This window comes from Amycolatopsis nigrescens CSC17Ta-90, assembly GCF_000384315.1.
GTDB lineage: Bacteria > Actinomycetota > Actinomycetes > Mycobacteriales > Pseudonocardiaceae > Amycolatopsis > Amycolatopsis nigrescens.
This window is the reverse complement of sequence record NZ_ARVW01000001.1, coordinates 5,599,481-5,625,342: the sequence shown is the minus strand read 5'-3', so window position 1 is coordinate 5,625,342 and position 25,862 is coordinate 5,599,481. Positions and strand designations below refer to the sequence as shown.

The following is a 25,862-nucleotide window of genomic DNA, read 5'->3' as shown; positions in this document are numbered from 1 at the left end:
TCATGACCTGGCCGGGTTGCGGCCGACCTGCCTGGACCTGCTCGGTGCGTACCGGGCGTCAGCCGGTGGGCAGGGTGTAGAGCAGTCGGTTCGGGGTGCCTTCGGGCAGGCCGGTCAACGCGTCCTTGGTCGAGCGCTCGACGAGGGCGGCACCGACATCGGCGGGCGTGGCTTCCGGGTGCAGCGCGCGGTACAGGGCGGCCGCGCCAGCCACGTGGGCGGCAGCCATCGAGGTGCCGGAGAGCACCGAGGAGCCGGGGCCGTTCGCGGCGGGGGACGGGATCTCCACGCCTGGCGCGAACAGGTCGACCAGCTGGCCGAAGTTGGCGGAGGTGGGGACGCGGTCCTGGCTGTCGCTGCTGCCAACGGTCAGCGCCTCCGGCACTCGCGCCGGGGAGGTGGCGGCGGCGTCCGCGCCCTCGCCGCCGGCGGGTACCGCCACCGGCATCACCGCGGCCAGGTTCCGCACCGCCTGGTCGAGCTGCTCGTTGCCGGCCCCGGCGATGCCCAGCAGGGCGACCGCGGGCTGCCGCGCGTTCTGCGTCACCCAGTCGATACCGGCGATGATGCTCTCGGTAGCACCGGTGCCGCCGTCGTCGAGTACCCGGACGGACACCAGCTTGACGCCCTTGGCCACGCCGAACCTGGTACCGCCGGCGATCCCGGCCAGATGGGTGCCGTGCCCGTTCCCGTCCGAGGCGGCCACGTTCCGGGTGTCCACGAAGTCCCTGCCGAGCTGCACCCGGCCACCGAAGTCCGGATGTTTCGCGTCGATGCCGGTGTCGATCACGTACACGGTCGCCTGCTCGGCCAGCGTTTCGTAGCGATAGAACTGGTCCCGCCCGCTGCGCTGGTCGATCCGGTCCAACCCGGCGCTCGGCGGGTTGGCCTGCTCCCCGCCGTCGATCTCACCCGCCGCACCGGCTGCGCCCGCCTCGGTCGATCCGAACACCAGCAGCCCCGCCGCCAGCACCGTGCCCAATGCTTTCGTCACGCGAAAAACCATGATCAAGCGTTATCCGGGGCGCCGCGGAAAACAAGATCACGATCGGGTCTTGTGTCCTGTCCGGACTCTTCACCGAGCGCCGTCGGCCACCAGCGCGCTGACGTGGGACTCCGGGAAGTAGGCGAGCGCGTCGAACGCCCGTGCCACGTCCACTTCGGACGTGAGGCCGGCGTGCCGGATACCGACCGGTCCGCCGGTGTCCTCCTTCGCAGCGCGCAGGTCCAGCAGGCTCGGGCCGTGCCCGGCCATGGCGTGCTCGACGCCGCCTTCGGCCGGCGCGGCGAGCTCCTCCTCGTGCACCCGGAACCCGAGCCTGGCCTGCTCGTCCGGCGTGAGCCCGGTGGTGTACCCCGCGCCGGCCGTCACGCCGAGTGCGAAGTAGTCCGCGCCGAACTCCTCGGCCAGATGCGCGCCCGCCATCGGCGCGGAGCTGCCCGGCGTCATCGACATCGGCGTGCGCTGCAAGTGTCCGTTGTGGAGCATCAGCACGATCCTGGCGTCCCCGTGCAGCTCCCGCAGCAGGCGCACGGTCGAGGCCATGTAGGTATCCCTGGACGCGCCCTGCACGGCGGGCGCGGTGCCGTCCATCAGCTCGGTGATCTCCCGCTGGTAGCCGTCCACCCGCAGCGCGCCGAGCGCGTGGTGCCGGGCGACGGCATGCGCGACGGCACCCGCGCGCGGCCGGTAGACCGGAGCCAGCGCGTCCAGCTGGGCGACCAGCAGGGCGAGCGCCGCGGTGGCGGCGTGGCGGCCCGCCTCCGGCAGTGCCGCGTACTTGGCGGGCGAGCCCGCGCTGCTCACCGCCGCATACGGCTCGGTCGCGGCGCTCGCCCTGTCCACAAGGGACACCGCGGCCGGGTCCACGTCGGACAGGTACGCCCGCACCGCACGCAGCGCCGGTGCCGGCGAGCCCGCCGAGCTGGGCAGGTCCAGCCCGGCGAACCGGAGATCACCGCCGGCCTCGTTGTGCGCGCGCATCCAGCCGAGCATCTCGTGCATCTCGGGGGATTCGCCGAGGGTGAAGGTGAAACCGTCCCGGCCGACCCGCTCGACCTCGCCCGGTCCGCCGCGGATCCAGTCGTCGACCAGCGCGCCCTCGGCGAAACCGGACTCGAAGCCCAGCACCCGGAAGCCCAGCCGCTCGACCAGGAAGCGCAGCACCCGGCCGCGGAACTCGCCGAACTCCTTGATGTGGTGGTTGTTCTCGCCGATCGCCACGATCCGCGCGTCGCCGATCATGGCGGCGAGCGGTTCGAGCCCGTCCAGCGGATGGATCTCGGCGAACCCGATCCGGGCCATGCGCTCCCCTTGCCTGTGCGTCGATACTAATGCAACATGAGTTGCAGTAGTTGTACACGGACGCGAGCGGGGTGGCAAGTGACTTCAGCTCAGCCGGTAGATCCGGAAACCGGGGTTCGCATAGACCAGCCGGAACGCCGGGCCGTCCAGTTCCCGCAGCCCCGGCACCCGCTCCTTGCCGTAGAGCATCGGCGCCGCGACGACCGCGTATCCGATGTTGTACTTGCGCACCAGCTCCCGGACGGCGTCGTCGGTGGCGAGCTCGTCGAACCGCGCGAGCAGGACCGCCCGGTCCGAGCCCGCCGGAAAGTTGCCGAAGTACGGCACCACGGTCGGCCGCCCGACCAGCCCGTAGGTCCAGGTGCTGCCGTCGCCGTTGTCGTTCATCACCCCGGTGCCCGGCGGCACCAGCTCCTCGAGCCGGCGCATCCCGGCGAGCACGTCCCCGGTGACCGGGCCGGGCTGGTAGACGCCGCGGACCCGCTCGGCGTTCGTGGCCACATACCCGCCGGTCGCCCCGAGGTACCCGGCCAGCAGCACCAGCGCCGGCTGCCAGCCGCCGAACCGGCGGCGGACCGCGTCCAGCGCGAAGCCCGCCGCGACCGCGCCGACCATCGGCAGCACGGCGACCAGCCGGAAGCTGTCGTTCCACCACGGCGCGGCCAGCATCCTGGTCACCGGATGGTCGGTGGCCACCGACAGCACGTACAGCGCACCGAAGACCAGCATCGCGACGGCCACCCAGCGCCAGGCCCTGTCCCGCAGCAGCAGCGCCAGCCCGCCGAACACCAGCACCGCCAGCACCCACTGCGGCGGCGCGGTCGCCTCCCCCGGCTGCGGCACCACCCCACCGAGGGTGAACAACCGGCCAAGCGCCGTCCAACCGTCACTGCTCGCCGCCCAGAACGGCTGGAAACCGGCCACTTTCGGGGTCACCCGGAGCAGGCCGGCCAGCGTCGGCAGCAGCAGCGCCAGACTCAGCCCGGCCAGCGCGGCGAACCGCGGCCAGTGCAACGGAAACGCACCGCGATCTCGCAGCAGCAGCACCAGTGCGAGGAACACGGCCAGCACGAAGGCCGCGCTGGGATGGACCACCAGCACCCCGCTCGCGGCGGACACGGCGAGCACCAGGGTGGCCAGGTCGCCGGTCTTCAGCCAGCGCACGACCAGCGCGAGCGCCGGGCCGACCAGGCACAGCGCCAGGGTGTACGGGTACAGCCCGCCGTAACTCCAAAGCTGGTAGGGAAAGTTGGTGAAGGTGGTGCTCACCGCGACGCTCGCGGCCACCACAGCGGCCCTCGCGCCGAGCCCGGCAGCCAGACCGGCGGTGCTCAACGGCACCAGCAGCGTCGCCACCGCCACCACCATGCCGTTCAGCACCTCCGGCGGCGGCCGCCCGGTGGCGGACTGGACCAGCGAGCCGAGCAGGTGGAAACCGTTGGGGTAGAAGAACCCTTGCGGATACTGGGGGTCCACGATCGCAGCCAGCGCGGCGGGGTCGGGGTCGCCGGTCTCGGTGATGTACCTGATCGCGTTGCCGTGGAAGCTCATGTCCCAGATCTGGGACACCGCGTCCAGGCCGCGCATGCCCAGCACCAGCGCGGCGGCACCGGCCGCGGCGGCGACCAGCACCGCCGTGCCGATCCACCGGAACCCGCCGGGATGCCAGGAATCCGGCTCGGCGTGCGGCGGTCCGGCACGCGGCCTGGACAGCCGGACCACCAGCACCACGGCCACCACCGCGAGCACGAAGGTCAGATAAGTCCAGGGCCGCCAAGGCACCCCGAGCAGGCTGAACAGCGGGCCTGCCAGCCCGGCCAGGCCGAAGGTGACCGCCGGTGCGGCGCCCAGCACCGCCCAGCCGGACCTGCGCAACGCGGCGGCCAGCGCCATGCCGGGCAACCACAGGAAACCGAAGACCGCAACGAGCAGGAGCACTCCCGCCATCAACGCCCCCTGGCTCGGTTCGGCAGTCCCTCCACGTTAGGGGCGGCCAGTCCGGCCGCGCAGCGCCCATTCGTGGCGGTTACCGCCTACCCTCTTGCCACGAACGAGACAGGAGCCCCGAGTGACCGATGAGCAGCCTGGACAGCGCAGACCGGGCGGCCGCACCGAACGCAACCGGCTGGCGGCGCTGCGGGCGACGCTCGACGAGCTGGCCGCGCACGGCTACCAGGGACTCACCGTGGAAGGGGTGGCCGAGCGTTCCGGGGTGCACAAGACCACGCTGTACCGGCGCTGGGGCTCGGCCGAAGGACTGGTCGCCGAGGCGCTCGCGCTGGCCGTCGAAGACGACTGGCGGCCCGCGGACACCGGTTCGCTGGAAGGCGACCTCCGTGCCCTCACCCGGCTGATCGCGCAGTCCTTCACCGACCCCGCCGAGTCGGCGCTGCCGATCGCCTCGATCTCCGCCGCCTTCCAGTCCGAGCGCGGCGCGCAGGCGCTCCAGTCCTTCTACGCCGACCGGCACCGGCGCGGCGCCGAAATCGTGCACCGAGCGATCGAACGCGGCGAGCTGCCCGCGGACACCGACCCGGTCGAGGTGCTGCGCACCGCGTCGGCGCCGTTGTTCTACCGGCTGTTCATCACTAGGGAACCGGTTGACCTCGCCGTCGCCGACGCGGCGGCCAATACCGCTGCCATCGCGGCCAAAGCTGGCGCTTTCCGCCCTCGTGAGTGAAAAGTGTTCCTCCGGCAACACTTTTCACGCACGACCTACGATGGCCAGATGGAGCCCGTAGCGGAAGCGCCGGACGGAAAGTTGCGCGGCCTCGCGGCCGGAGGGGTGCTGACGTTCCGAGGCGTGCGGTACGCCACGGCGCGCCGGTTCGCCGCGCCGGAGCCGGTGCCCGCCTGGCCCGGCGTCCTGGACGCCACCGAGCACGGGCAGGTCAGCCCGCAGCCGCCGTCCAGGCTGGACGGGGTGATGGGACCGCCGCGCGACGAACAGGTCCAGGGCGAGGACTGCCTGAACCTGACCATCACCACCCCGGGCACCACCGGCCGCCGTCCGGTGCTGGTCTGGCTGCACGGCGGGGCGTTCAGCAGCGGCGCCGGCTCGCTGAACTGGTACGACGGGCGAGCGCTCGCGGCACAGGGCGATGTGGTGGTGGCCGGGGTCAACTACCGGCTCGGCGCGCTCGGTTTCCTGCGGCGGCCGGGAGTTTCACCGGGCAATCTCGGCCTGCTGGACCAACTGGCCGCACTGCGCTGGATCCAGCGCAACATCGCGGCCTTCGGCGGCGACCCCGAGTGCGTGACTGTGCTCGGGCAGTCCGCCGGCGCGCAGTCCATCGCCTGTCTGCTGGCCGCCGGGGTCGCCGACGGTCTCCTGCACCGCGCGATCATGCAGAGCGCGCCACTGGCGCTGAAGCTGATGGACACCGCCGCCACCGCGAAGACCGCTTCCCGGTTCCTGGCCGCGCTGGACGCCGATCCGCGCACCGCGCCGATCGAGCGGGTGCTCGCCGCCCAGCGGGCCACCGCGGTCAAGGCGGCCGGTCCGGCCGGACTGCGGACGATGCCGGTGTTCGCCCCGGCCGCGGGCGCGCCACCGTTCGGCCACGGCACCGGCATGGACCGGCTCGCCGAGTCGGCGCGGAAGGTCGACGTGCTGATCGGCACCACCGCGGACGAGCTGGACGCCTTCCTGGAGCCGAACCCGGCCGTCGCCAAGGCGAAGCGGCTGATCGGCGACCGGCCGGTGGCAGCGGCCAAGGCGGCGCTGACCGAACGGTTCTTCGCGGGCCCGTCACTCCGGCTGGCGGACGAGCTCGCCGCGAACGGCGGGAACGTCTACTCCTACCGCTTCGGCTGGCGGCCGCCGCACGGCCGGTTCGGCGCCTGCCACTGCATCGAGCTGCCGTTCCTCTTCGGTGACGAGGAAAGCTGGCTCGGCTCGCCGATGCTCGGTGACGCGCCTTGGGAAACCGTGCGGACGCTGGGCCACACCCTGCGCGAGGCCTGGCTTTCCTTCGCCCGGCACGGCGACCCCGCCGCCACCGGCGCCGTCACCTGGCCCGCCCACACCCCCGGCCGTCCCCCCACGCCGTTGCCCTGAGCAGCCTCAGGTCTTTTCGAGGTATTCGGCGCGATCGGCATCGACCACGTCGGCGACCAGGTGCGCCAGGCCGAGGTGACTGCCCAGCGCCGGGTCCTCGGCCACGATCCGCTGCGCCTTGTCCCTGGCCTCCGCGATCACGTCCTCGTCCCGGAGCAGGGAAAGCAGCTTCAGCGTGGACCGCTTCCCGGACTGGGCGGCACCGAGGATGTCGCCCTCCCGGCGCAGCTCCAGGTCCAGCCGGGACAGCTCGAAACCGTCCGTTGTGGACTCCACGGCACCGAGCCGCTCCCTGGTCGCGGTCCCGTCCAGCGCCTCGGTGACGAGCAGGCACAGCCCGGCCACCGAACCACGCCCGACCCGGCCGCGCAGCTGGTGCAGCTGGCTGACCCCGAACCGGTCCGCGTCCATGATCACCATCGCGGTCGCGTTCGGCACGTTCACGCCGACCTCGATCACCGTGGTGGCCACCAGCACGTCCAGCTTGCCGGCCGCGAAGGCCCGCATCACCTTGTCCTTGTCGTCACTGGGCATCCGGCCGTGCAGCACGCCGATCCGCAGCCCGGCCAGCGGCCCGCCCTCCAGCTCCGGCGCCACGTCGAGCACGGCCAGCGCGGGCCGCTTGTCGCCGCCGCCCTTGTCCGACGGCGGTTCGTCACCGATCCGCGGGCAGACCACGTAGGCCTGGTGCCCCTTGCCGACCTCCTCCGCGACCCTGCCCCAGACGCGGTCCAGCCAGGCCGGCTTCTCCGCCACCGGCACGACGGTGGTGGAGATCGGCGAACGGCCGACCGGCATCTCGCGCAGCGACGAGATCTCCAGGTCGCCGTACACGGTCATGGCCACCGTGCGCGGGATCGGGGTAGCGGTCATCACCAGCACGTGCGGGCTGGTGAAGTCCGCGCCCCGCGAGCGCAGCGCGTCCCGCTGCTCGACGCCGAACCGGTGCTGCTCGTCCACCACCACGAAGCCGAGATCGGCGAAGGAAACCGTTTCCTGGATCAGCGCGTGCGTGCCGACCACGATGCCGGCCGCGCCACTGGCGGTGTCCAGCAGCGCCTGCTTGCGTTCCTTCGCGCCCATCGAACCGGTCAGCAGGGTGAGCTTGGTGGCGATCTCGGCGCCGCCAAGCTCACCGGCCATGGCCAGTTCGCCGAGCATCTCCCGCAGGGACCGGGCGTGCTGCGCGGCGAGCACCTCGGTGGGCGCGAGCATCGCGGCCTGCCGCCCGGAGTCCACCACCTGCAGCATCGCGCGCAGGGCCACGATCGTCTTGCCGCTGCCGACCTCGCCCTGGAGCAGCCGGTTCATCGGATGCTCGACGGACAGCTCTTCGGCGATCTTCGCGCCGACCTCACGCTGACCGGCGGTCAGCTCGAAGGGCAGCTTCGCGTCGAACGCGTCGAGCAGGCCGCCTCCGTTGGGCGGGCAGGCCCTGGCCGGTCGGGACACCGCGGAGAACCGCCGCTGCGCGAAGATCAGCTGCACGGCCATCGCTTCGTCCCACTTCAGCCGCTTGCGGGCCTCGTCCAGATGCCCCCAGCTGGCCGGGCGGTGGATGGCGTGCAGCGCGTCGAACAGGTCGGCCAGCCCGTACTGCGTGAGCAGTTCGGCCGGCATCGGGTCCTCTTCGCGCTCCAGGGTGTCCAGCACCTGCCGCACGCACCTGGCGATGCTCCAGGAGTTCACCCCCTGCACGGCGGGATAGACCGGGATGATCTCGCCGAGGAAATCGTCCATTGTGGACGCACCGGAGGTGGCGTCCAGCAGCTCGTACTCCGGGTTGGCCAGCTGCAGCTTGTTCCGGAACGCGTTCACCTTGCCGGCGAACAGGCCGGTCTTGCCGACCTGCAGCTCCTTCTCGCGCCACGCCTGGTTGAAGAACGCGCAGGACAGGCTGCGCTTGCCGTCGGTGAGCACCAGCTCCAGGATGGTGCCGTACTTGCTCTTCATCCGGCGCCTGTTCACCGACTCGATCTTGGCCAGCACGGTGACGTGCTCACCGAGCTCCAACCCGGCGATGTCGGTCAGCTCGCCGCGCTCGGCGTACCGGCGCGGGTAGTGCCGCAGCAGATCGGCCACGGTGTGGATGTTCAGCCCTTCGGCCAGCGCCTTGGCCATCTTCGCGCCGAGCAGCAGGGGCAGCTCGTCCCTCAGCACAGTCATGTCACTCCACCCCGATCAGCAGCACGACCCCATTCTGGCCGCTCGGATAGCTCACCAGTTCGATTTCGGGGTGCTCGGCGTGTAGCCGTTCCGCCAGCTCGTCCTCGATACCGGCCGGGGCGCCGGCGCCGGTCAGCACGGTCACCAGCTCGCCGCCGAGGGCCAGCATCCGGTTCAGCACGTCCATCGCGGCGGCGACCAGATCCGGTTCCGCCGGCTCGATGGCCACCACCTCGCCGTCCACGAACCCGATCGCGTCCCCGGTGTACACGCGGCCGACCCAGGTGATCGACTCCTCCACCGCCACCCGCAGCTCCCCGCGCCTGGTCGCAGCGGCGGCCTCGGCCATCGCCACCACGTCGTCGTTGGCCCGCCGCCCCGCGTCGTGCACCGCCAGCGCGGCCAGCACCTGAACCGGTGAGGTGCACGGAATCACCACCACGTCCCGGTCCCCGGTCATCGCGTGCCCGGCGGCAGCGTCCGCCGCAGCGGTCAGCTCAACGTCACCGGGCAGCACGGTCACGTGCCCGCCCGGCACCTCGGTGATCAGCCCGAGCATTTCTTCGATGCTCGGCGCCGTCCCGTCCGGCACCTCGAGCACCGCGACCCCCTCGGCCCGCAGCAGCTCGGCCAGCTGGGCGCCGTGCACCATCGCGGCCACCGACCGATCCACCCCGGCGGCGGCCGCCGCGGGCGGCGGCGTGAACAGCGGCTCCACCCTGATCCCGCGCGGACGGCCCGCGTCCAGCCCCGCCTCGATGGCCGCGCCGATGTCCGCGCAGTGCACGTGCACCAGATGACCGCCGGCACCGTCCCCGGCCACCGTGACGCTGTCCCCGAGCCCGCTGAGCGCGCGGCGCAGCACCGGCAGCGCGGGCTCGTCGACCTGCTCGAGCAGGTACATGACCTCCCAGGCATACGGCTCCGGCTCGGCTTCGGCCGTCGCGCCGGCGACGGCCTCGCACGAATGCGACGGCTCGGTCGTGGTGCCGTTGAGCACCCCGGCGAGCGCGTCGAGCACCGCCACCAGCCCACGGCCACCGGCATCGACGACGCCCGCGGAGGCCAGCACGGGAAGCTGGCGCGGGGTCTGCTCCAGCGCGGCGGACGCCGCGGCCGCCGCCTCGGTGGCCACGTCCTCCGGCGAGCCGTCGTGGTCCCCGACCGCACCGGCCACCGCGTGCAACACGCTGAGCATGGTGCCCGCCACCGGCCTGGCCACCGCCTCGGTGGCCGTCCGGTCGGCGCGCACCAGCGCGGCGGCCAGTTCGGCGCCGCCGACCCGCTCCGCGCCGTCCACCGACTCGGCCAGCCCGCGCAGCACCTGCGAAAGGATCACGCCGGAGTTGCCCCTGGCGGCCAGCACCGCGCCCTTGGCCAGCACGCCCAGCGCCCGCCCTGCCCCGTCCACCGCACTCTCGGTGTTTTCCCTAGCCAGCGCGTCCCGCGCACCGGTCATGGTGTGCAGCAGGTTGGAGCCGGTGTCCGAGTCGGCCACCGGGTACACGTTGATCCCGTTGATCGCCGGACGCAGCACGTCCAGGCTGTGCACGCAGGCCGAAGCCCACGCCGCCACCGCTGCCGCGTCCAGCACCCGAAACCTCCTAGCCGATCGGCCCACGGTATCGACCCCGTGCGGACCGCCCCGGCGGAAGGTGGCCTTCACCGCTCGTTAGGGGAGTTTCCAGTCCACCGGCGAAGCGCCCTGCTCGACGAGCAAAGCGTTGGAGCGACTGAAAGGCTTGGAACCGAAGAAGCCGTTGTGCGCGGACAGCGGGCTCGGATGCACCGACTCGATGCTCGGCACCGGGCCGAGGATCGGCTTGAGCTTGCGCGCGTTGCTGCCCCAGAGGATCGCCACCAGCGGCCCGCCGCGCGCGGCCAGCGCCTTGATCGCCTGTTCGGTGACCTCTTCCCAACCCTTGCCCTGGTGCGAGTTCGGCTGCCCCGGCCGGACCGTCAGCGCCCTGTTGAGCAGCAGCACACCCTGCTCGGTCCACGGCGTGAGGTCACCGTTGGCCGGCAGCGGGTGGCCGAGGTCGTCGGCGTACTCCTTGTAGATGTTGACCAGGCTCTTCGGCAGCGGCCGCACTTCCGGCGCCACCGCGAAGGACAACCCGATCGCGTGCCCCGGGGTCGGGTACGGGTCCTGGCCGACGATCAGCACCCGCACGCCGTCGAAGGGCTGCTTGAACGCGCGCAGCACGTTCTCCCCCGCCGGCAGGTACTTGCGCCCGGCGGCGATCTCCGTGCGCAGGAACTCCCCCATCGCGGTGATGCGATCCGCGACGGGTTCGAGGGCTTTCGCCCAGCCGGATTCGACGATCTCGTGCAGCGGTCGTGCGGTCACGGCCAGCGACTCTAGACCGCGCCGGAATTGCGTGCGTCACAGGGCCCGCACACCGGGAAACGGGCTCAGTCCAGCCGGCGCAGCTCGGCCCGGAACCAGGCCGCCCGGCGCACGTAGCTCTCCACCACGGCCTTGACCATCTCCGGCCCGAAGGAGGAGTTCGGCCTGTTCCTGGCCGGTACGCCCAGCGCGATCTGCCCCGACGGCACCCGCGAACGGTAGGACAGCACCGCGCCGGCACCGACCACGCCACCGTCCTCGATCACGCTGCCGTTGAGCACCACCGCGCCGGACGCGATCAGGCAGCCGGTGCCGACCACCGCGCCCTCCACGTGCACCGAGTGCCCGATCGCCGAAGACGGCCCGAGCACCGTGGGGTGCTCGCGGGTGCAGTGCAGCACGCAGCCGTCCTGCACGTTGGACCGCTCGCCGAGCTCGATCAACCCGTGGTCCCCGCGCAGCACGGCCTGCGGCCACACCGACGCGTGCGCGGCGATCCGCACGTTCCCGATCACGGTCGCGTCCGGATGCACGTAGGCGTCCGGGTGAATGCTGGGCTCCAGCTCGCCCAGTGCGTAGATCGCCATCTATCCCAGGTCCTTCTCGAAGCAAACGCTGCGCGGGTCCTCTTTGTACAGACCGAAGGAGGGGATCCGGCGGTAGCCCGAGCTGCGGTAGAGGCCCAGCGCCTCCGGCTGCTCGACACCGGTCACCAGCATCGCCCTTGTCCGCCCGGCCGCGGCCGCGGTGCGTTCCAGCTCGGCCAGGATGCCGCGGGCGAAACCCTTGCCCCGCACCGAACTCACCACGTACATCCGCTTCAGCTCGACGTCCCCGGGGTGGTGGTGCGGAGCGGGCCCGTCCTGCGCCCGCCAGCCACCGCAGGCGACCGGCACCGAGTCCAGGTAGCCGACCAGGAACAGGCCCTTCGGCGGCGCGAACTCCGCGGGATCGGTCGGGGTCACGTCCTGCGAGCCGTACCGCGCCACGTACTCCTGCTGCACCTCGGCGATCAGCTTGACCGCGTCCGCGTCGTCGAACGGCGTCACCCGGATCTCCATGCCGGCCAGCCTAAATCACCGCCAGTGCGCCCAGCCGCCGTCCGGACCGACCGCCTTGCCGTCCACGGTGACCCCGGATTCGGGCATGGTCACCGAACCGATCCGCAGCCAGCCCTCCGGCAGGTCCACGAACGGCGGGAAGGTCGCCGCGAGCGCGTGGTCCTCGCCGCCGGTGAGCACCCAGCGCAGCGGGTCCGCGCCCAACGCGGAACCGACCTCCCGCAGCTTCTGGGAGATCTGCAGCCGCGGGGTGTGCACGTCGATGCCGACCTCGGAGGCGGCCGCGACGTGCCCGAGATCGGCGAGCAGCCCGTCCGAGACGTCGATCATCGCGGTGGCGCCGGCCAGTGCCGCCGCAGGTCCCGCCGGGTACGGCGGTTCCGGCGCGCGCTGCGCGTTGACCACGCTGACCGGCGAGCGGAAGCCGCGGCCGAGCACGGCCAGCCCGGCGGCAGCCCAGCCGAGCCGTCCGCAGACCGCCAGGATGTCGCCCGGCCTGGCACCGGAACGCGTCACCGGCGCCCGCCCGCCGAGGTCGCCCAGCGCCGTGATGCTCACTACCAACTGGTCGGACTGCACCACGTCCCCGCCGACAAGGCCGACCCCGGCCCGGTTCGCCTCGGCCCACATCCCGTCCACCAGCTCGGTGACCAGTGCCGCCTTGGTGTCGGCCGGGCAGGCGAGGCCGAGCAGCACCGAGGACGGGGTGGCGCCCATCGCCGCGACGTCGGCCAGGTTCACCGCGACCGCCTTGCGCCCCACCTGCTCCGGAGTGGACCAGTCCAGCCGGAAGTGCACGCCCTGCACCAGTACGTCGGTGGTGGCGACCACGCGGCCGTCCGGGGCGGCGACCACGGCCGCGTCGTCGCCGGGGCCGAGCAGGGTGCTCTTCGGCTGACGGCGGTTCCCGGTGACCGCGCGGATCAGGCCGAACTCACCCAGCGCGGCGACCGTGTCGGGTTCGGGTGACACCCGTCACCTCCGTTCTTTCTGGCGCGATGAACGCTGATCACCGATAGTCGGATGCCCTAGGTTTTTCCGGAACTGCGGTACGTTGCTCGACAACGCACCCACGCGTTCAATGAAACACCGAGCCGATCGATCCAGACGAAGGGGCGCGCCGTGGTCCACGCATACATCCTCATCCAGACCGAGGTGGGCAAGGCGGCCGCGGTCGCGGCCGAGATCGCCACGATTCCCGGCGTGAGCAGTTCGGAGGACGTCACCGGCCCCTACGACGTGATCGTGCGCGCGGACGCGGAGAGCGTGGACACCCTCGGCCAACTGGTGGTCGCGAAGGTGCAGAACGTGCAGGGCATCACCCGCACCCTGACCTGCCCAGTGGTGCATCTCTAGCCCGTGCTGTGATGGGCGGGTGGCTGAGACCGAGACCGGCGCCCCGCCGAAGAAGCTGATCGTCATCGCCGCGGCGCTCGTCGTGGCACTGGCCGTCGGGGTGGCCCTGCTCGGCCTGTTCACCAGTTCGGGCGGCGAGGACGAGCCGAACGCGGGCGGGCCGTTGCCGCTGGTGGCGGTACCCGCCCCGCAGGCCACGGGCCCGCAGTGCGCCGCGCTGGTCCAGGCGGCACCGGCCGAACTGACCTCGAACGGCGCCAAGCTGCCCCGGCGTGAGCTGGCCGCGCCGGCGCCCCCGGCCACCCTGGCCTGGGGCGACGAGAACCCGGTGGTGCTGCGCTGCGGACTGGACCGGCCGCCGGAGCTGACCCAGACCGCCCAGCTGCGGCTGATCGACGGGGTGCAGTGGCTGCAGGTGCCGGACGCGGGCACGTCCACCTGGTACGTGGTGGATCGGGAGGTCTACGCCGCACTGACCGTACCGGAACAAGCCGGAACCGGCCCCCTGCAAGAACTTTCCACCACCGTCGCGGCCGCCCTCCCCCCGCAACCCCTCCGCTTCTAACCCTCGCTCGACGCAGCGAAGGCCACCTTGCCTGCGTTCAACGCAGGCAAGGTGGCCTTCGCTGCATATCGTGGGAGGGATCAGCGGAGGCCGGTGCCGCGGGCGACGGCGGTGTCCACCAGGGTGGAGAGCAGGCTGCGGTAGTCCACCCCGGTGACGGCCCACATCTTCGGGTAGGCCGAGGTGGTGGTGAATCCCGGCATGGTGTTCACCTCGTTGATGATCAGCTCGCCGTCGCCGGTGACGAAGAAGTCCACCCTGGCCAGCCCCTGGCCGTCCAGCGCGGCGAACGCCCGCACCGCCATCGCGCGCAGGCGCTCGGTTATCGCGTCGTCCAGTTTCGCCGGGATGTCCAGTTCGGCGGCCTCGCCGAGGTACTTGGTCTCGAAGTCGTACCAGGCGCCCTCGTCCTCGTCGAGCACGCGGATCTCGGCCGGCAGCGAAGCCTCGACGCGACCGTCCGGGAACTCCAGCACCCCGCACTCGATCTCGCGCCCGACGACCGCCTTTTCGATCAGCACCTTGGGATCGGTCTCCCTGGCGTGCGCAATCGCGGCGTCCAGCTCCGCCCAGTCGGTGACCTTGCTGATGCCCAGCGACGAACCCGCCCTGGCCGGCTTGACGAACACCGGCAGCCCCAGCCGCTCCCGCTCCGACTCGTCCAAAGTGGACTGATTCCGGCGGAGAACGGCGTACTCGCCGACGGAGAGTCCTTCCGCGGCAAGGAGTTTCTTCGCGTACTCCTTGTCCATCGCGGTGGCGCTGGCGAGCACTCCCGCGCCGACGTAAGGGATACCGGCCAGCTCGAGCAGGCCCTGGATGGTGCCGTCCTCCCCGAAGGCGCCGTGCAGCACCGGGAACACCACGTCCACCGCGGCGAGCACCTCGGCCTCGCCGCCCGGCTCCAGGGTGACCAGCTCCCTGCTGGTGGGGTCCCCGGCGAGGACAAGCGAGGTGCCGCCGTCGACCGAAGGCAGCTCCCGGCCGCGGATCTCCAGCGCCCGCGGGTCGGAGGTGCCGAGCACCCAGCCGCCCTCGGCCGTGATCCCGACCGGGACCACGTCGAAGCGGTCGGGGTCCAGATTCGCCAGCACGCTGCCGGCGGAGACGCAGGAGATCACGTGCTCGGTGCTCCGGCCGCCGAACACCACGGCGACGCGCTTCTTCGGAGAACTCATGGCTCGCGACCCTACCCTTCTGGGTAACGGCCCTAGCGCACCAGCTCGACCAGCACCTCCAGCGCGCCGTGCAGCGCCTCGCGCGAGCACCCCGCGTAACCGACCGCGGCACCGAACGCGGTCGGCGTGCCGGCGAAGTGCCTGGCCAGGCCGTCCAGCCGGATACCCCGCAGCTCCGCGTCGGCCAGCCTGTCCCGTTCCACCGCGGCCGAGGCGAAGGGCACCACCAGATGCGCGCCGGCGTCGTCGCCGAGCACCCGGACCCCGCCGTCCCGCAGGGCAGCGACCAGCATGGACCGCCGCTCGGACAGCTCGCGGCGCAGTTTGCGCAGGTGTCGGCCGAGGTCGCCGTGCCTGGCCAGTTCGACCAGCACCCGCTGCCCGGCCGGCGACGGCCTGGTCCCGGTGCGGTCGCGGTACTCCAGCACCGCCGAGGTGACCCTGGCCGGCGCGACCATCCAGCCCGCGCCGAGGGTCGGGGTGAGGATCTTGCTGGTGGTACCGAGATGGGCCACCACGTCCGGCGCCAGCGCGGCCAGCAGCGGCAACGGGGCCACGTCGAAACGCAGCTCACCGTCGTAGTCGTCCTCGATCACCAGCAGCCGCTCGGCCCTGGCCCGTTCGATCAGCTCCACCCGCCGGGACGCGCTCATCCGGCTGCCCATCGGGTACTGGTGCGCTGGCGAGCAATACACCGCGCGCACCCCGGCCGGCACCGCGTCCGGGCGCAGCCCCTCCTCGTCCACCGGCACCCCGACCACCTCGACGCCGGCCCGGCGCAGCGCCTGCACGGCACGTTGGTAGCCGGGCTCCTCCACGGCGACCACGTCACCGGGTGAGAACACGGCGGCGGCCAGCTCCACCACCGCGGCGGTGGTGCCGCCGGTGGCCAGCACCGACTCGGTCCCGGCGGCGAGGCCGCGGTGGCGCAGCAGATGTTCGGCGATCGCGGCCCGGTAGTCCGGCAGCCCGGCGCGATGCGCCCTGGACAGCGGGGGCGCGTCCGCGGCCGCCCGCCACGACCGGCGCCACGCGGCCCGGTCCAGCCCGGCGGCCCAGGGCACCCCCGGGGTCAGGTCCAGCAGCTCGGCGGGTTCGCTCTCTTCGCGGGCGACCGTGCCGTGTGCCGCGCCGGCGCCGGGCGGCGAGGTGGTGACGTAGGTGCCGGACCCGTGCCTGCCCGCGATCCAGCCCTCGGCGTGCAGCTGCTCGTAGGCCGCGGAGGTGACCGTGCGGCTGACGCCGAGCCGGTCGGCCAGCGCGCGGGTGGACGGCAGCCGGTCCCCGCCGCGCAGATGCCCGGCGGACGCGGACTCCCGCAGCGCGTCGGCGAGCTGCACGGCGAGCGGGATGCCGGAGCGCCGGTCCAGACTGACCGGGAGCGCGGTACCGGAATGCGTCATCGGGACTCCAGCTCGAGGGAAGTGGCCTTTCAAATCATACGCCAGGTGGCCATTTCACCAGTCCACTGGTGGCGGACATGCTCGAGGTATGGCTCTCGCACCCTTGTCCGGCACCCCGCGCAGCACCCTCACCCGCAAGAAGGACCGGGCGGCGACCGACCGGACCGCTCTCTACGAGATCCTCGACGAAGCGCTGGTCTGCCATCTCGGCCTGGTGCTGGACGGTGCACCGGTGGTGCTGCCGACCGGCTACGGCCGCGACGGCGACCTGCTCTACGTGCATGGTTCCACCGGCTCGGGCAACATGCGCGCCGCCGCGACCGGGCTGGACGTCTGCGTCACCGTGACACTGGTGGACGCCGTGGTCTACACCCGCTCGATCAACAACCATTCGCTCAACTACCGCAGCGCGGTGGTGCACGCGCGCGCCAAGCCGGTCACCGAGCGGGCCGAGAAGCTGCACGCGCTGCGCGTGCTCACCGACCACCTCGCGCCAGGTTCCTGGGAGCACGCCAGGGATGTCAACGAGAAGGAACTCGCCGCGGTCGCGGTGCTCGGCCTCGAACTCACCGAAGCCTCGGTGAAGATGCGCACCGGGGACGCGATCGACGATCCCGAGGACCTCGAAACCGGTACCGCTTGGGCGGGCCTGCTGCCGGTGCACACGAAATTCGGTGTCCCGGTCGCGGCGTCCTACGTACCCTCGGACCGCCCGGTGCCGGACCACATCCTGTCCAGGAGAGCCCTTTGACCTCGGTCGTGCACAACGTCGCCTTCGACTGTCCCGATCCTTACCGGCTCGCCCTGTTCTGGAGCGAGGTAACCGGGCAGCCGCTGGACGAGGAGGACGTGCCCGGCGGCGACGAAGCGCAGATCCGGCTGCCCTCCGGGATGCACCTCTTCTTCCAGCAGGTACCCGAAACCAAGGCCGGCAAGAACCGGGTGCACGTCTGCCTCCGCCCGGAGCACGGCACCCGTGACGAGGAGGTGGCGCGCCTGCTCGCCGTCGGCGCGACCATGGTCAGCGATCACCGGGAGCCGGACGGCACCGGCTGGGCGGTGCTCGGCGACCCGGAGTGCAACGAGTTCTGCGTCCTGCGCGGCGCCGCCGAACGCGCCAAGACGGACCGGCCCAACGTGACGTTCGGCCAGTAGAAGACACCGAACGTCACATTGGGCTCGTACCGGACCGGCTCAGGCGGGGACCGGCCCGGTCAGCGGATCCAGCCGGTAGGAGCGCATCGCGCGGCCGCCCTGGCGGTAGACGTGCACGCTGACCGCCGGATCCGGCCCGTCGTTGCGCACCTCGTGCACGTAGCCGGGGCCGAACACCCTGGACTGGCCGGCGCCGAGCGAGTGCGTCTCGGTCACCGCCCTGCCGTCCGGGGCGACCCTGGCCACGGTCTCCCGCAGCCCGCCGCTGACCACGGTGAACGCGCCGGCGGCTTGGGCGTGGTCGTGCAGGTCGGTGTGCTGGCCTGGCAGCCAGCTCATCAGCCAGATCTCCTGGTCGTGGTCGGCATCGACGAGCACCGAAAACCGCTGGTCGGGGTCGTAGCGGAGCAGGTCGCGCCAGCTTTCGCGGTCGGCGGCGTACTCCAGTGCGACGCGGACGGGGTGGCGCAGGGCCGGGCGCTCGGCGAGCGCGATGGTGTTGTCTGGCACAGCGAACATGAGGGTGTCCTTGCGGAAAAGAAGGTGCGGGCCGGGTTGGGGCAGATCACCGGCAAGGACACAGCGCGCTGGCAACGCGGCGCAGGTCGATATGACCCCGCCGTGCGTTCATGCCACGCGTCTGCACGCCACACACCTCACCAGCCGGACCCCGACCGGTCAATCCATCTCACCCGATGGACACCGAAATGTCGTCAACGCCTCAGGACCGCACGCCTCAGGACCACTCGTGCTTCTGCTCGCGGCCGAGCAGTTCGGCGCCCGCCGCGCGCGGATCCACGCCCTCGTGGCAGACCCGGTGCATCGCGTCCGTGATCGGCATGTCGACACCCTTGGCCCCGGCCAGCTCCCTGATCGAGGAGCAGGACATCACGCCCTCGGCCACCTGGCCGCCGGCCGCCCGCTGCGCCTGCTCGAGGGTCTCCCCGCGGCCGAGGCGCTCGCCGAAGGTCCGGTTCCTGGACAGCGGTGACGAGCAGGTCGCCACCAGGTCGCCGACCCCGGCCAGGCCGGCGAAGGTGAGCGGGTCGGCGCCCAGCTTGGCGCCGAGCCTGGCCATTTCGGCCAGTCCCCTGGTGATCAGGGTGGCCATCGTGTTGGTGCCGAGGCCGAGGCCGGCGGCCATCCCGCAGCTCAGCGCGATCACGTTCTTGCAGGCGCCGCCCAGTTCGCAGCCGACCACGTCGGTGTTGGTGTACGGCCGGAAGTACCGGTTGAAGCTGGCCCGCTGCACGGCCACCGCGCGCTCGTGGTCCACGCAGGCGACCACCGCGGCAGACGGCTGGGCCTGCGCGATCTCCCTGGCCAGGTTCGGCCCGGAGACCACCACCACCTGACCGTCCGGCACCCCGGCGATCTCGCTGATCACCTCGCTCATCCGCTTGAGCGTGCCGAGTTCGACCCCCTTGGCCAGGCTGACCAGCGTCGCCCCGGCGGGCAGCAGCCCGCGCCATTCGGTCAGGTTCGCGCGCAGGCTCTGGCTGGGCACCGCCAGCACCACGGCCTCCGCGGACGCCAGCGCCTCGGCCGGATCGGTGGTCGCGGTCAGCCGCTCCGGCAGTCCCACCCCCGGCAGGTAGCCCTCGTTCGTCCGCCGGTCCCGGATCTCCGCGGCCACCTCGGGCCGGCGGGCCCAGATGGTGACGTCGCGACCGGCGTCGGCGAGCACCTTGGCGTAGGTGGTGCCCCAGGAACCGGCGCCGAGCACGGTGATGCGCTGCGGCGTGGCGACCGGGACGGCGGTGCCCGCCATCAGTCGCCGTCCACCGGCTCGGCGTCCTTCTTCACCGGCGGCGTCTCCTGGCGGATGTCCGCGAGCAGCTCGGTGACCTCGTCCATCATCAGCTCGGTGACCTCGCGCAGCACGGACGCGCTGCGGGAGGGCCGCTTCCGGTACTCGCCGAGCTCGATCGGCTCGCCGACCAGGTGCGTCACGGTCCGCCGCGGGAACGGCCGGAGCTTCTTGGTGTAGCCGTTGAAGATGTAGTTGGTGCCCCACCTGGCGATCGGGATCACCGGCACGTCGTTCTCCAGCGCCAGCCTTGCCGCGCCGGTATAGGAGCGCTTCGGCCAGCCGTCCGGGTCCTTGGTGATGGTGCCCTCGGGGTAGATCACCACGATCTTGCCGTCCTGCAGCGCCTGGTGCGCGGCCCGCAGGCTGTCCCCCGCGCTGGACGAGCCGCGGTACACCGGGATCCCGCCGGAGCCGAGGAAGATCTTCCCGAAGATCGGCGCCTTCGCCACCGCCTCCTTGGCCAGGAAGCGGGGCACCCGCTTCTGCCGGTGCACGAACACCGCGTCCACCGCCGGGTCCATATGCGACACGTGGTTGAGCACCAGCAGCGCGGCGCCCTCCCGCGGTATCCGCTCGGCCCCGCGGTACACACGGCGGCCGAGTGCGGTCGCCGGATAGAACAGTGCGGCGGCGGCCCCAACCCAGAAACCGCCCTTCTCGCGCCCGGCCAAGACTCCTCCTCAGGTAGTAACGGCACTCGCCACTCCCCCTGGCGATGCAGTGATCCTGCCCCGCTGGGTTACCGGAGGCAAAGGAAGGGTGCCTTCCACCACTCGCGAGCTGCTCCTGACCCCGCATCCGCCACCCGGCGGCGCGAAATCATGAAAGATGGAGCCGTGGCTCGTGATGTGGACCTGGTGGTCCCGATGAAACCCCCGAAAGCCGGCAAATCACGGCTCCGGGGCGCGGTGGGGTCGGTGGGCCGCCCTGCTGACGACGAAACGCACGCCGCGCTCGTGCTGGCGCTGGCGTCGGACACCCTGGCCGCGGCCACCGCCGCGACCGGGATACGCCGGGTACTGGTGGTGGCCGCCGACCCGGGAGCGCTGGACGGGCTGCGCACGCTCGGCGTGGAGATCGCCAGGGAACCGGGGGCCGGTGGCCTGAACGCGGCGTTGCGGTACGGCGAGCGGCTGCTGCGCGCGGACGACCCGGACGGCGTAGTCGGCGCGCTCCAGGCCGACCTGCCGGCACTGCGCGCGGCCGAGCTCGCCGCCGCGCTGGCCGAGGCGGACGGCCGTCGGGCGTTCACCGCGGACCGCCAAGGCACCGGCACCACCCTGCTGCTGTCCGCGCCGGGGTCCGCGCTGGAGCCGCGGTTCGGCACCGGCTCGGCCGCGGCGCACCTCGGTTCCGGGGCCACCGCGCTGTCCGTCGCCGCGCCCTCGCTGCGCGGAGATGTGGACACTCCGGCCGATCTCGCGCACGCCCGCGCGCTCGGCCTCGGCGAGCACACCGCGGCCCTGCTGGGGTCGCTCTGCCTGCTCGCCTAGCCGCGACGAGTTGTTCACCACGCGGCCGGACACGATCTGCGCACAACAGCGCAACGTGGGGAACAATGCAGGGGTGAGCAACGAGCAGAGCAGTACCCCGGCACCCTCCGAGTCCAGCCCGCGGAGTGAGGCCCGCGCGGCGGAGGTCCACGCGATCCCGTCGGCCCCGCCCGCGGTGACCGCGGTGGTGCCCGCGCTGGCCGAGTCACTGCCCGACGACCGGTACTTCAACCGGGAGCTCTCCTGGCAGGACTTCAACGCCAGAGTGCTCGCGCTGGCCGAGGACACCTCCCAGCCGCTGCTCGAGCGCGCCAAGTTCCTTGCCATCTTCGCGTCCAATTTGGACGAGTTCTACATGGTCAGGGTGGCCGGGCTGAAGCGGCGGGACGAGACCGGCCTGCCGGTGCGCAGCGCGGACGGGCTCACCCCGCGCGAGCAACTCGCCTACATCGCCAAGCGCAACCAGGACCTGGTCGAGCGGCACACCGCGGCCTTCGAGCTCGGCCTGCGCCCGGCGCTGGCCGAGGAGGGCATCCGGATCGTCAACTGGTCCGATATGGACGGTCCCGAGCAGCTGCGGATGTCCAACTACTTCAGCGACCACATCTTCCCGGTGCTCACCCCGCTCGCGGTGGACCCGGCGCACCCGTTCCCCTACATCTCGGGGCTCTCCCTCAACCTCGCGGTGACCGTGCGCGACCCGGAGGGCGGCACCGAGCGCTTCGCCAGGGTCAAGGTGCCGAACAACGTGCCACGGCTGATCCGGATCGAGCAGCGCCGGGAGGAGCGCGAGGCGACCTTCCTGCCGCTGGAGGAACTGATCGCGGCGCACCTCGGTGAGTTGTTCACCGGGATGGAGGTGACCGAGCAGCACGCCTTCCGGGTGACCCGCAACGCCGACTTCGAGGTCGAGGAGGACCGGGACGAGGATCTGCTCCAGGCGCTGGAACGCGAACTGGCGCAACGGCGGTTCGGCCCGCCGGTGCGGCTGGAGGTCGCGCAGGACATGAGCGAGCACATGCTCGAGCTGCTGCTGCGCGAGCTGGAGGTGGACCCGCACGACGTGGTCGAGGTGCCGGGGCTGCTCGACCTCACCTGCCTGCACCAGCTTTCCGGCGTGGACCGCAAGGAGCTCAAGGACCGCCCTTTCGTGCCGGCCACCCATCCGGCGTTCGGCGAACGTGAGACGCCGAAGAGCGTGTTCGCCACCCTGCGGGAGGGCGACGTGCTGGTGCACCATCCGTACGACTCGTTCTCCACCAGCATGCAGCGGTTCATCGAGCAGGCCGCCGCGGACGACAAGGTGCTTGCCATCAAGCAGACCCTGTACCGCACCTCGGGTGACTCGCCGATCGTGGACGCGCTGATCGACGCGGCCGAGGCCGGCAAGCAGGTGGTGGCGCTGGTGGAGATCAAGGCGCGGTTCGACGAGCAGGCCAACATCACCTGGGCCAGAACGCTGGAGCGGGCCGGGGTGCACGTGGTCTACGGGCTGGTCGGGCTGAAGACGCACTGCAAGGTCTGCATGGTGGTGCGCCAGGAGGGCAGCACCATCCGCCGCTACTGCCACATCGGCACCGGCAACTACAACCCGAAGACCGCGCGGCTGTACGAAGACCTCGGCCTGCTCACCGCCGACCCGACCATCGGCGCGGACCTGACCGACCTGTTCAACGTGCTCACCGGGTACTCCCGCCAGGACTCCTACCGCAACATCCTGACCGCGCCGAACGGCATCCGGCGCGGCATCCTGCGCTATGTGGCCGAGGAGATCGAGCAGGCGAGCGCCGGCCGGGAGTCCGGGATCCGGCTCAAGTGCAACTCGCTCGTGGACGAGCAGATCATCGACGCGCTGTACCACGCTTCGCAGGCCGGGGTTCCGGTCGACATCGTGGTCCGCGGGATCTGCTCGCTGAAGCCGGGGGTCGCCGGGCTGAGCGACAACATCTCGGTGCGCTCGATCCTCGGCCGGTTCCTGGAGCACTCCAGGGTGTTCCACTTCAAGTCCTCGGACAGCTACTGGATCGGCAGCGCGGACATGATGCACCGCAACCTGGACCGCCGGATCGAAGCGCTGGTGAAGGTCAAGGACCCCAAGCTGACCAGGCAGCTGGACGACATGATGAACTCCGCGCTGCACCCGGCGACCCGCTGCTGGGTGCTCACCTCGACCGGCGAGTGGGCGCCGTCCCCGACCTCCGACTCGGAGGTGCGAGACCACCAGGCGGAGTTGCTCAAGAAGCACGGCGCCGCCGGATGAGCCTGGCCGGAGTACGTGCGGCCGGTGCGGTGCTCTGGCGCCGCGACGGGGAGGGACGGCTGGAGATCGCCGTCGTGCACCGCCCCCGGTACGACGACTGGTCACTGCCGAAGGGAAAGCTGGACAACGGGGAGACCCTCGCCGCAGCGGCGGTTCGCGAGGTGGCCGAGGAGACCGGGTTCCCCGCGGTGCTCGGCCGACACCTCGGTCGGATCGGCTATCCGGTGCCCGGCCGCGACGGCGGCACCGTGCCCAAGACCGTCGACTACTTCGCCGCGCGGGCCGGAGCCGGGGAGTTCGAGCCGAACGACGAGGTGGACGAACTGCGCTGGCTGGCCCCGGAACGGGCCGAGTCGTTGCTCAGCCGCGAAACCGACGTGCGGGTGCTGCGCACCTTCTGCGCTTGCCCGCCGGAGCTGAGCACCCTGCTGCTCGTCCGGCACGCCAAGGCGGGCAAGCGGGACGAGTGGAACGGCGACGACGATCTCCGCCCGCTGGCCGCAGCCGGCTTCCGGCAGGCCGGCGCGGTACGGCGGATGGCCGCGCTGTTCGGGCCGGACCGGGTGTTCTCCGCGCCACGGCTGCGATGCGTGCAGACCGTCCAGGGCGTCGCCGAGGACATCGGCGGCGAGGTCCGGCACGAGCGGCTGTTCTCCGAAGAGGGCTACTGGCAGGACCCGGTGCTGGGACTCGCGCGGCTGCTGGCGATCGTGGCCGGGGGCGGCACCCCGGTGATCTGCAGCCAGGGCGCGGTGATCCCGGACGTGGTGAGCACGCTGGCGGACCGGGACGGGGTGGTGCTGCCCGGCACCAAGTCCCCGGCGGTGTCCAGCAAGAAGGGCTCGCTGTGGCTGCTGTCCTTCCTGCCGCCCGCGGACGGGCAGGGGCCGCGGCTCGCCGACGCGGCCTACTTCCCCAGCGCGCTACCGGCTCCGGAACCCTCCCGCCGCTGACCCCGGTCGCCCGCGCGAAGGACGCCTTGCCTGCGTTGAACATTCGTCAAGGCGTCCTCCGCGGTGCTGAATGCCGGTAAGGCGCCCCAGAACTCCCCAGTCGGAGTAACGGGACCGCTCACCGGAAAGGGCCGCTGAGGAGCCCGTTCGGCCGTCCCCGCGGGTGTCTCCATAAAGGAAGGCCCCGAACAAAGAGCGGCAGGGCCCCACGGTGCGCGGGGCCCTGCCGAGAAGTGGCTCAGAGAGAGGCTACTTCTTCTTCTTTGCGGCGGCGGTCGTCTTCTTGGCTGCCGTCGCCTTGGTCGCGGTGGCCTTGGTCGCCTTGGCCGCGGTCTTCGGCGCCGCCTTGGTGGCGGGCTTCTTGGCCGCGGTCGCCTTGGCGGCGGTGGTCTTGGCCGCGGTCTTCGGCGCCGCCTTGGCCGCCGTACGGCTCGCCGCGGTGCTGCGAGTCGCGGTGGTGGCCCGGGTCCGGGACGTGGTGCTGCGGGTCGCCGTCGGGCGGCTGGCGGTCGCCCTCGTCGCGGCGGCGCGGGTCGTGGTGCTCCGGGCAGCGGTGGTGCCGGTGCTCCTGGACGTCGCGGTCGCACGCTTCACGGCGGTGGCCTTGGGCAGCTTCTTCGAGCCGCTCACCACGTCCTTGAAGGTGGTGCCCGCGCGGAAGGCGGGCACGTTCGTCTTCTTCACGCGCACGGTCTCGCCGGTACGCGGGTTGCGCGCGGTACGGGCAGCGCGGGCGCGCTTCTCGAACACACCGAAGCCGGTGATGTTCACCTTCTCGCCCTTGTTGACCGTACGGATGATGATGTCGACGAGTCCGTCGACAGCCTCGGACGCAACCTTCTTGTCGCCCAAACGCTCGGAGAGCGCCTCGATCAGCTGGGCCTTGTTGGCCATTCCAGTCCTCCAAGAAGAACTACTTGTACACGGCCCACATCGGCCGACTTGCGCACACGGTATTACCAATGCAGCACAAATTCCAAACGCAACGCGGAAATTTTCCTTGACTTGAGGGCGGTTCCGCCTCTTGAGGGACCCCCTCGGGGCCGTTCCGGGGTGCGTCTGGCGTGGTTTCGAGGGCCTGTGACCAGGGGTGGATTCCCTTGCTGAGCAGGGAATCCATCCCCTAGGAGGCGGGCTGGGGGATGGTCACCGGCTTCCACCGGGGCCGCTCGGCCTCGAACGAGTCGATGTCCGCGGCGTGTCGCAAGGTGAGAGCGATGTCATCGAGCCCCTCGAGCAGCCGCCAGCGGGTGTAGTCGTCGATCCGGAAGGGCGCGACGAAGTCCTTGGCTCGTACCGTCTTCGACTCGAGGTCCACCGAGACCTCCGTGCCGGGCTCGTTCTCGAGCAGCTTCCAGAGCTGTTCGACGTCCGACTGCTCGCACTCGGCGGCCAGCAGGCCCTGCTTGCCGGAGTTGCCGCGGAAGATGTCCGCGAACCTGGCGGAGATGACCACCCGGAAGCCGTAGTTCATCAGCGCCCAGACGGCGTGCTCGCGGGAGGACCCGGTGCCGAAGTCCGGGCCGGCCACCAGCACGCTGCCTTGGCGGAACGGCTCCTGGTTGAGCACGAACTGCTCGTCACCGCGCCAGGCGGCGAACAGCCCGTCCTCGAAACCGGTCCGGCTGACCCGCTTGAGGTAGACGGCCGGGATGATCTGGTCAGTGTCCACGTTGGACCGGCGCAGTGGCACGCCGACACCGGTGTGGGTCTTGAAGGGTTCCATGGTGGCGACTCCTCTTCT

25 protein-coding genes are annotated in these 25,862 nt (G+C 71.6%); 9 read left to right on the top strand and 16 right to left on the bottom strand.

Going from position 1 to position 25,862, the window contains the following annotated elements:
- Positions 1–58 precede the first annotated feature (58 nt).
- The 3 genes from AMYNI_RS0126780 to AMYNI_RS0126770 form a co-directional block, all read right to left on the bottom strand.
- The gene (locus AMYNI_RS0126780) at positions 59–1,006 is read right to left on the bottom strand and encodes a S8 family peptidase (RefSeq protein WP_084628713.1); all 948 of its coding nucleotides are present in this window, start codon (positions 1,004–1,006) and stop codon (positions 59–61) included.
- Between the two features lie 69 nt (positions 1,007–1,075).
- A complete protein-coding gene (locus AMYNI_RS0126775) occupies positions 1,076–2,305 on the bottom strand; it encodes an erythromycin esterase family protein (protein ID WP_020671153.1) in 1,230 nt (409 codons plus the stop codon).
- Positions 2,306–2,389: 84 nt separating this feature from the next.
- Positions 2,390–4,252 (bottom strand): DUF6541 family protein, encoded by a 1,863-nt coding sequence (locus AMYNI_RS0126770; protein ID WP_020671152.1) that lies wholly within the window; start codon positions 4,250–4,252, stop codon positions 2,390–2,392.
- A 121-nt stretch (positions 4,253–4,373) separates the two neighbouring features.
- Here AMYNI_RS0126770 and AMYNI_RS0126765 point away from each other — a divergent pair, with 121 nt between their 5' ends.
- Together AMYNI_RS0126765 and AMYNI_RS0126760 are read left to right on the top strand one after the other, a co-directional pair.
- Positions 4,374–4,985 (top strand): TetR/AcrR family transcriptional regulator, encoded by a 612-nt coding sequence (locus AMYNI_RS0126765; RefSeq protein ID WP_020671151.1) that lies wholly within the window; start codon positions 4,374–4,376, stop codon positions 4,983–4,985.
- 48 nt (positions 4,986–5,033) lie between these two features.
- On the top strand, positions 5,034–6,365 hold the full coding sequence (locus tag AMYNI_RS0126760; RefSeq protein WP_020671150.1) for a carboxylesterase/lipase family protein: 1,332 nt from the start codon (positions 5,034–5,036) through the stop codon (positions 6,363–6,365).
- 6 nt (positions 6,366–6,371) lie between these two features.
- Here the strand turns inward: AMYNI_RS0126760 and recG are convergent, their stop codons facing one another.
- The 6 genes from recG to AMYNI_RS0126730 all read right to left on the bottom strand — a co-directional run bounded on the left by recG (position 6,372) and on the right by AMYNI_RS0126730 (position 12,914).
- On the bottom strand, positions 6,372–8,531 hold the full coding sequence (recG, locus tag AMYNI_RS0126755; protein ID WP_020671149.1) for an ATP-dependent DNA helicase RecG: 2,160 nt from the start codon (positions 8,529–8,531) through the stop codon (positions 6,372–6,374).
- Position 8,532: 1 nt separating this feature from the next.
- Complete coding sequence (locus AMYNI_RS0126750) at positions 8,533–10,125, bottom strand: DAK2 domain-containing protein (protein WP_020671148.1); 1,593 nt, start codon at positions 10,123–10,125, stop codon at positions 8,533–8,535.
- Between the two features lie 78 nt (positions 10,126–10,203).
- Entirely contained in the window at positions 10,204–10,881 is a 678-nt protein-coding gene (locus AMYNI_RS0126745; RefSeq protein WP_020671147.1) for a uracil-DNA glycosylase, read from the bottom strand.
- 65 nt (positions 10,882–10,946) lie between these two features.
- Positions 10,947–11,468: a gamma carbonic anhydrase family protein gene (locus AMYNI_RS0126740; RefSeq protein ID WP_020671146.1), complete on the bottom strand. Its 522-nt coding sequence runs from the start codon at positions 11,466–11,468 to the stop codon at positions 10,947–10,949.
- The gene (locus AMYNI_RS0126735) at positions 11,469–11,942 is read right to left on the bottom strand and encodes a GNAT family N-acetyltransferase (protein ID WP_020671145.1); all 474 of its coding nucleotides are present in this window, start codon (positions 11,940–11,942) and stop codon (positions 11,469–11,471) included.
- A gap of 15 nt (positions 11,943–11,957) precedes the next feature.
- A complete protein-coding gene (locus tag AMYNI_RS0126730) occupies positions 11,958–12,914 on the bottom strand; it encodes a thiamine-phosphate kinase (protein WP_020671144.1) in 957 nt (318 codons plus the stop codon).
- A gap of 150 nt (positions 12,915–13,064) precedes the next feature.
- On the opposite strand from AMYNI_RS0126730, the gene AMYNI_RS0126725 reads away from it, so the two are divergent.
- A complete protein-coding gene (locus tag AMYNI_RS0126725) occupies positions 13,065–13,298 on the top strand; it encodes an Lrp/AsnC ligand binding domain-containing protein (RefSeq protein ID WP_020671143.1) in 234 nt (77 codons plus the stop codon).
- Positions 13,299–13,317: 19 nt separating this feature from the next.
- On the top strand, positions 13,318–13,863 hold the full coding sequence (locus AMYNI_RS0126720; protein ID WP_020671142.1) for a DUF3515 domain-containing protein: 546 nt from the start codon (positions 13,318–13,320) through the stop codon (positions 13,861–13,863).
- Positions 13,864–13,943: 80 nt separating this feature from the next.
- On the opposite strand, the gene AMYNI_RS0126715 is transcribed toward AMYNI_RS0126720, so the two are convergent.
- Positions 13,944–15,041 carry a D-alanine--D-alanine ligase family protein gene (locus tag AMYNI_RS0126715; RefSeq protein WP_020671141.1) on the bottom strand — a complete coding sequence of 366 codons (1,098 nt, stop codon included), beginning with the start codon at positions 15,039–15,041 and terminating at the stop codon, positions 13,944–13,946.
- A gap of 32 nt (positions 15,042–15,073) precedes the next feature.
- Positions 15,074–16,444 (bottom strand): MocR-like pyridoxine biosynthesis transcription factor PdxR, encoded by a 1,371-nt coding sequence (pdxR, locus tag AMYNI_RS47465; RefSeq protein WP_020671140.1) that lies wholly within the window; start codon positions 16,442–16,444, stop codon positions 15,074–15,076.
- An 88-nt stretch (positions 16,445–16,532) separates the two neighbouring features.
- Here pdxR and AMYNI_RS0126705 point away from each other — a divergent pair, with 88 nt between their 5' ends.
- Both AMYNI_RS0126705 and AMYNI_RS0126700 read left to right on the top strand, forming a co-directional pair.
- Positions 16,533–17,195 carry a pyridoxamine 5'-phosphate oxidase family protein gene (locus AMYNI_RS0126705; protein WP_040405985.1) on the top strand — a complete coding sequence of 221 codons (663 nt, stop codon included), beginning with the start codon at positions 16,533–16,535 and terminating at the stop codon, positions 17,193–17,195.
- Positions 17,192–17,599, top strand: coding sequence for a VOC family protein (locus tag AMYNI_RS0126700; RefSeq protein WP_020671138.1), 408 nt, complete (start codon positions 17,192–17,194; stop codon positions 17,597–17,599). Before AMYNI_RS0126705 ends, AMYNI_RS0126700 begins: the two co-directional genes overlap by 4 nt.
- A 39-nt stretch (positions 17,600–17,638) precedes the next feature.
- Here the strand turns inward: AMYNI_RS0126700 and AMYNI_RS0126695 are convergent, their stop codons facing one another.
- The 3 genes from AMYNI_RS0126695 to AMYNI_RS0126685 form a co-directional block, all read right to left on the bottom strand.
- Entirely contained in the window at positions 17,639–18,118 is a 480-nt protein-coding gene (locus AMYNI_RS0126695) for a cysteine dioxygenase (RefSeq protein ID WP_020671137.1), read from the bottom strand.
- Positions 18,119–18,335: 217 nt separating this feature from the next.
- Positions 18,336–19,370: an NAD(P)H-dependent glycerol-3-phosphate dehydrogenase gene (locus AMYNI_RS0126690; RefSeq protein WP_020671136.1), complete on the bottom strand. Its 1,035-nt coding sequence runs from the start codon at positions 19,368–19,370 to the stop codon at positions 18,336–18,338.
- A complete protein-coding gene (locus AMYNI_RS0126685) occupies positions 19,370–20,083 on the bottom strand; it encodes a lysophospholipid acyltransferase family protein (protein ID WP_020671135.1) in 714 nt (237 codons plus the stop codon). Before AMYNI_RS0126685 ends, AMYNI_RS0126690 begins: the two co-directional genes overlap by 1 nt.
- Before the next feature lie 195 nt (positions 20,084–20,278).
- Between AMYNI_RS0126685 and cofC the strand changes: the two genes are divergently transcribed.
- The 3 genes from cofC (at position 20,279) to AMYNI_RS0126670 (ending at position 24,118) form a co-directional block, all read left to right on the top strand.
- Positions 20,279–20,905 (top strand): 2-phospho-L-lactate guanylyltransferase, encoded by a 627-nt coding sequence (gene cofC / locus AMYNI_RS0126680; protein ID WP_245574005.1) that lies wholly within the window; start codon positions 20,279–20,281, stop codon positions 20,903–20,905.
- Positions 20,906–20,978: 73 nt separating this feature from the next.
- Entirely contained in the window at positions 20,979–23,165 is a 2,187-nt protein-coding gene (locus AMYNI_RS0126675) for an RNA degradosome polyphosphate kinase (RefSeq protein ID WP_020671133.1), read from the top strand.
- A complete protein-coding gene (locus AMYNI_RS0126670) occupies positions 23,162–24,118 on the top strand; it encodes an NUDIX hydrolase (protein WP_020671132.1) in 957 nt (318 codons plus the stop codon). Before AMYNI_RS0126675 ends, AMYNI_RS0126670 begins: the two co-directional genes overlap by 4 nt.
- Positions 24,119–24,367: 249 nt before the next feature.
- Here the strand turns inward: AMYNI_RS0126670 and AMYNI_RS0126665 are convergent, their stop codons facing one another.
- A complete protein-coding gene (locus tag AMYNI_RS0126665; protein ID WP_020671131.1) occupies positions 24,368–25,012 on the bottom strand; it encodes an HU family DNA-binding protein in 645 nt (214 codons plus the stop codon).
- A gap of 229 nt (positions 25,013–25,241) precedes the next feature.
- The gene (gene leuD, locus AMYNI_RS0126660) at positions 25,242–25,844 is read right to left on the bottom strand and encodes a 3-isopropylmalate dehydratase small subunit (RefSeq protein WP_020671130.1); all 603 of its coding nucleotides are present in this window, start codon (positions 25,842–25,844) and stop codon (positions 25,242–25,244) included.
- Positions 25,845–25,862 lie beyond the last annotated feature (18 nt).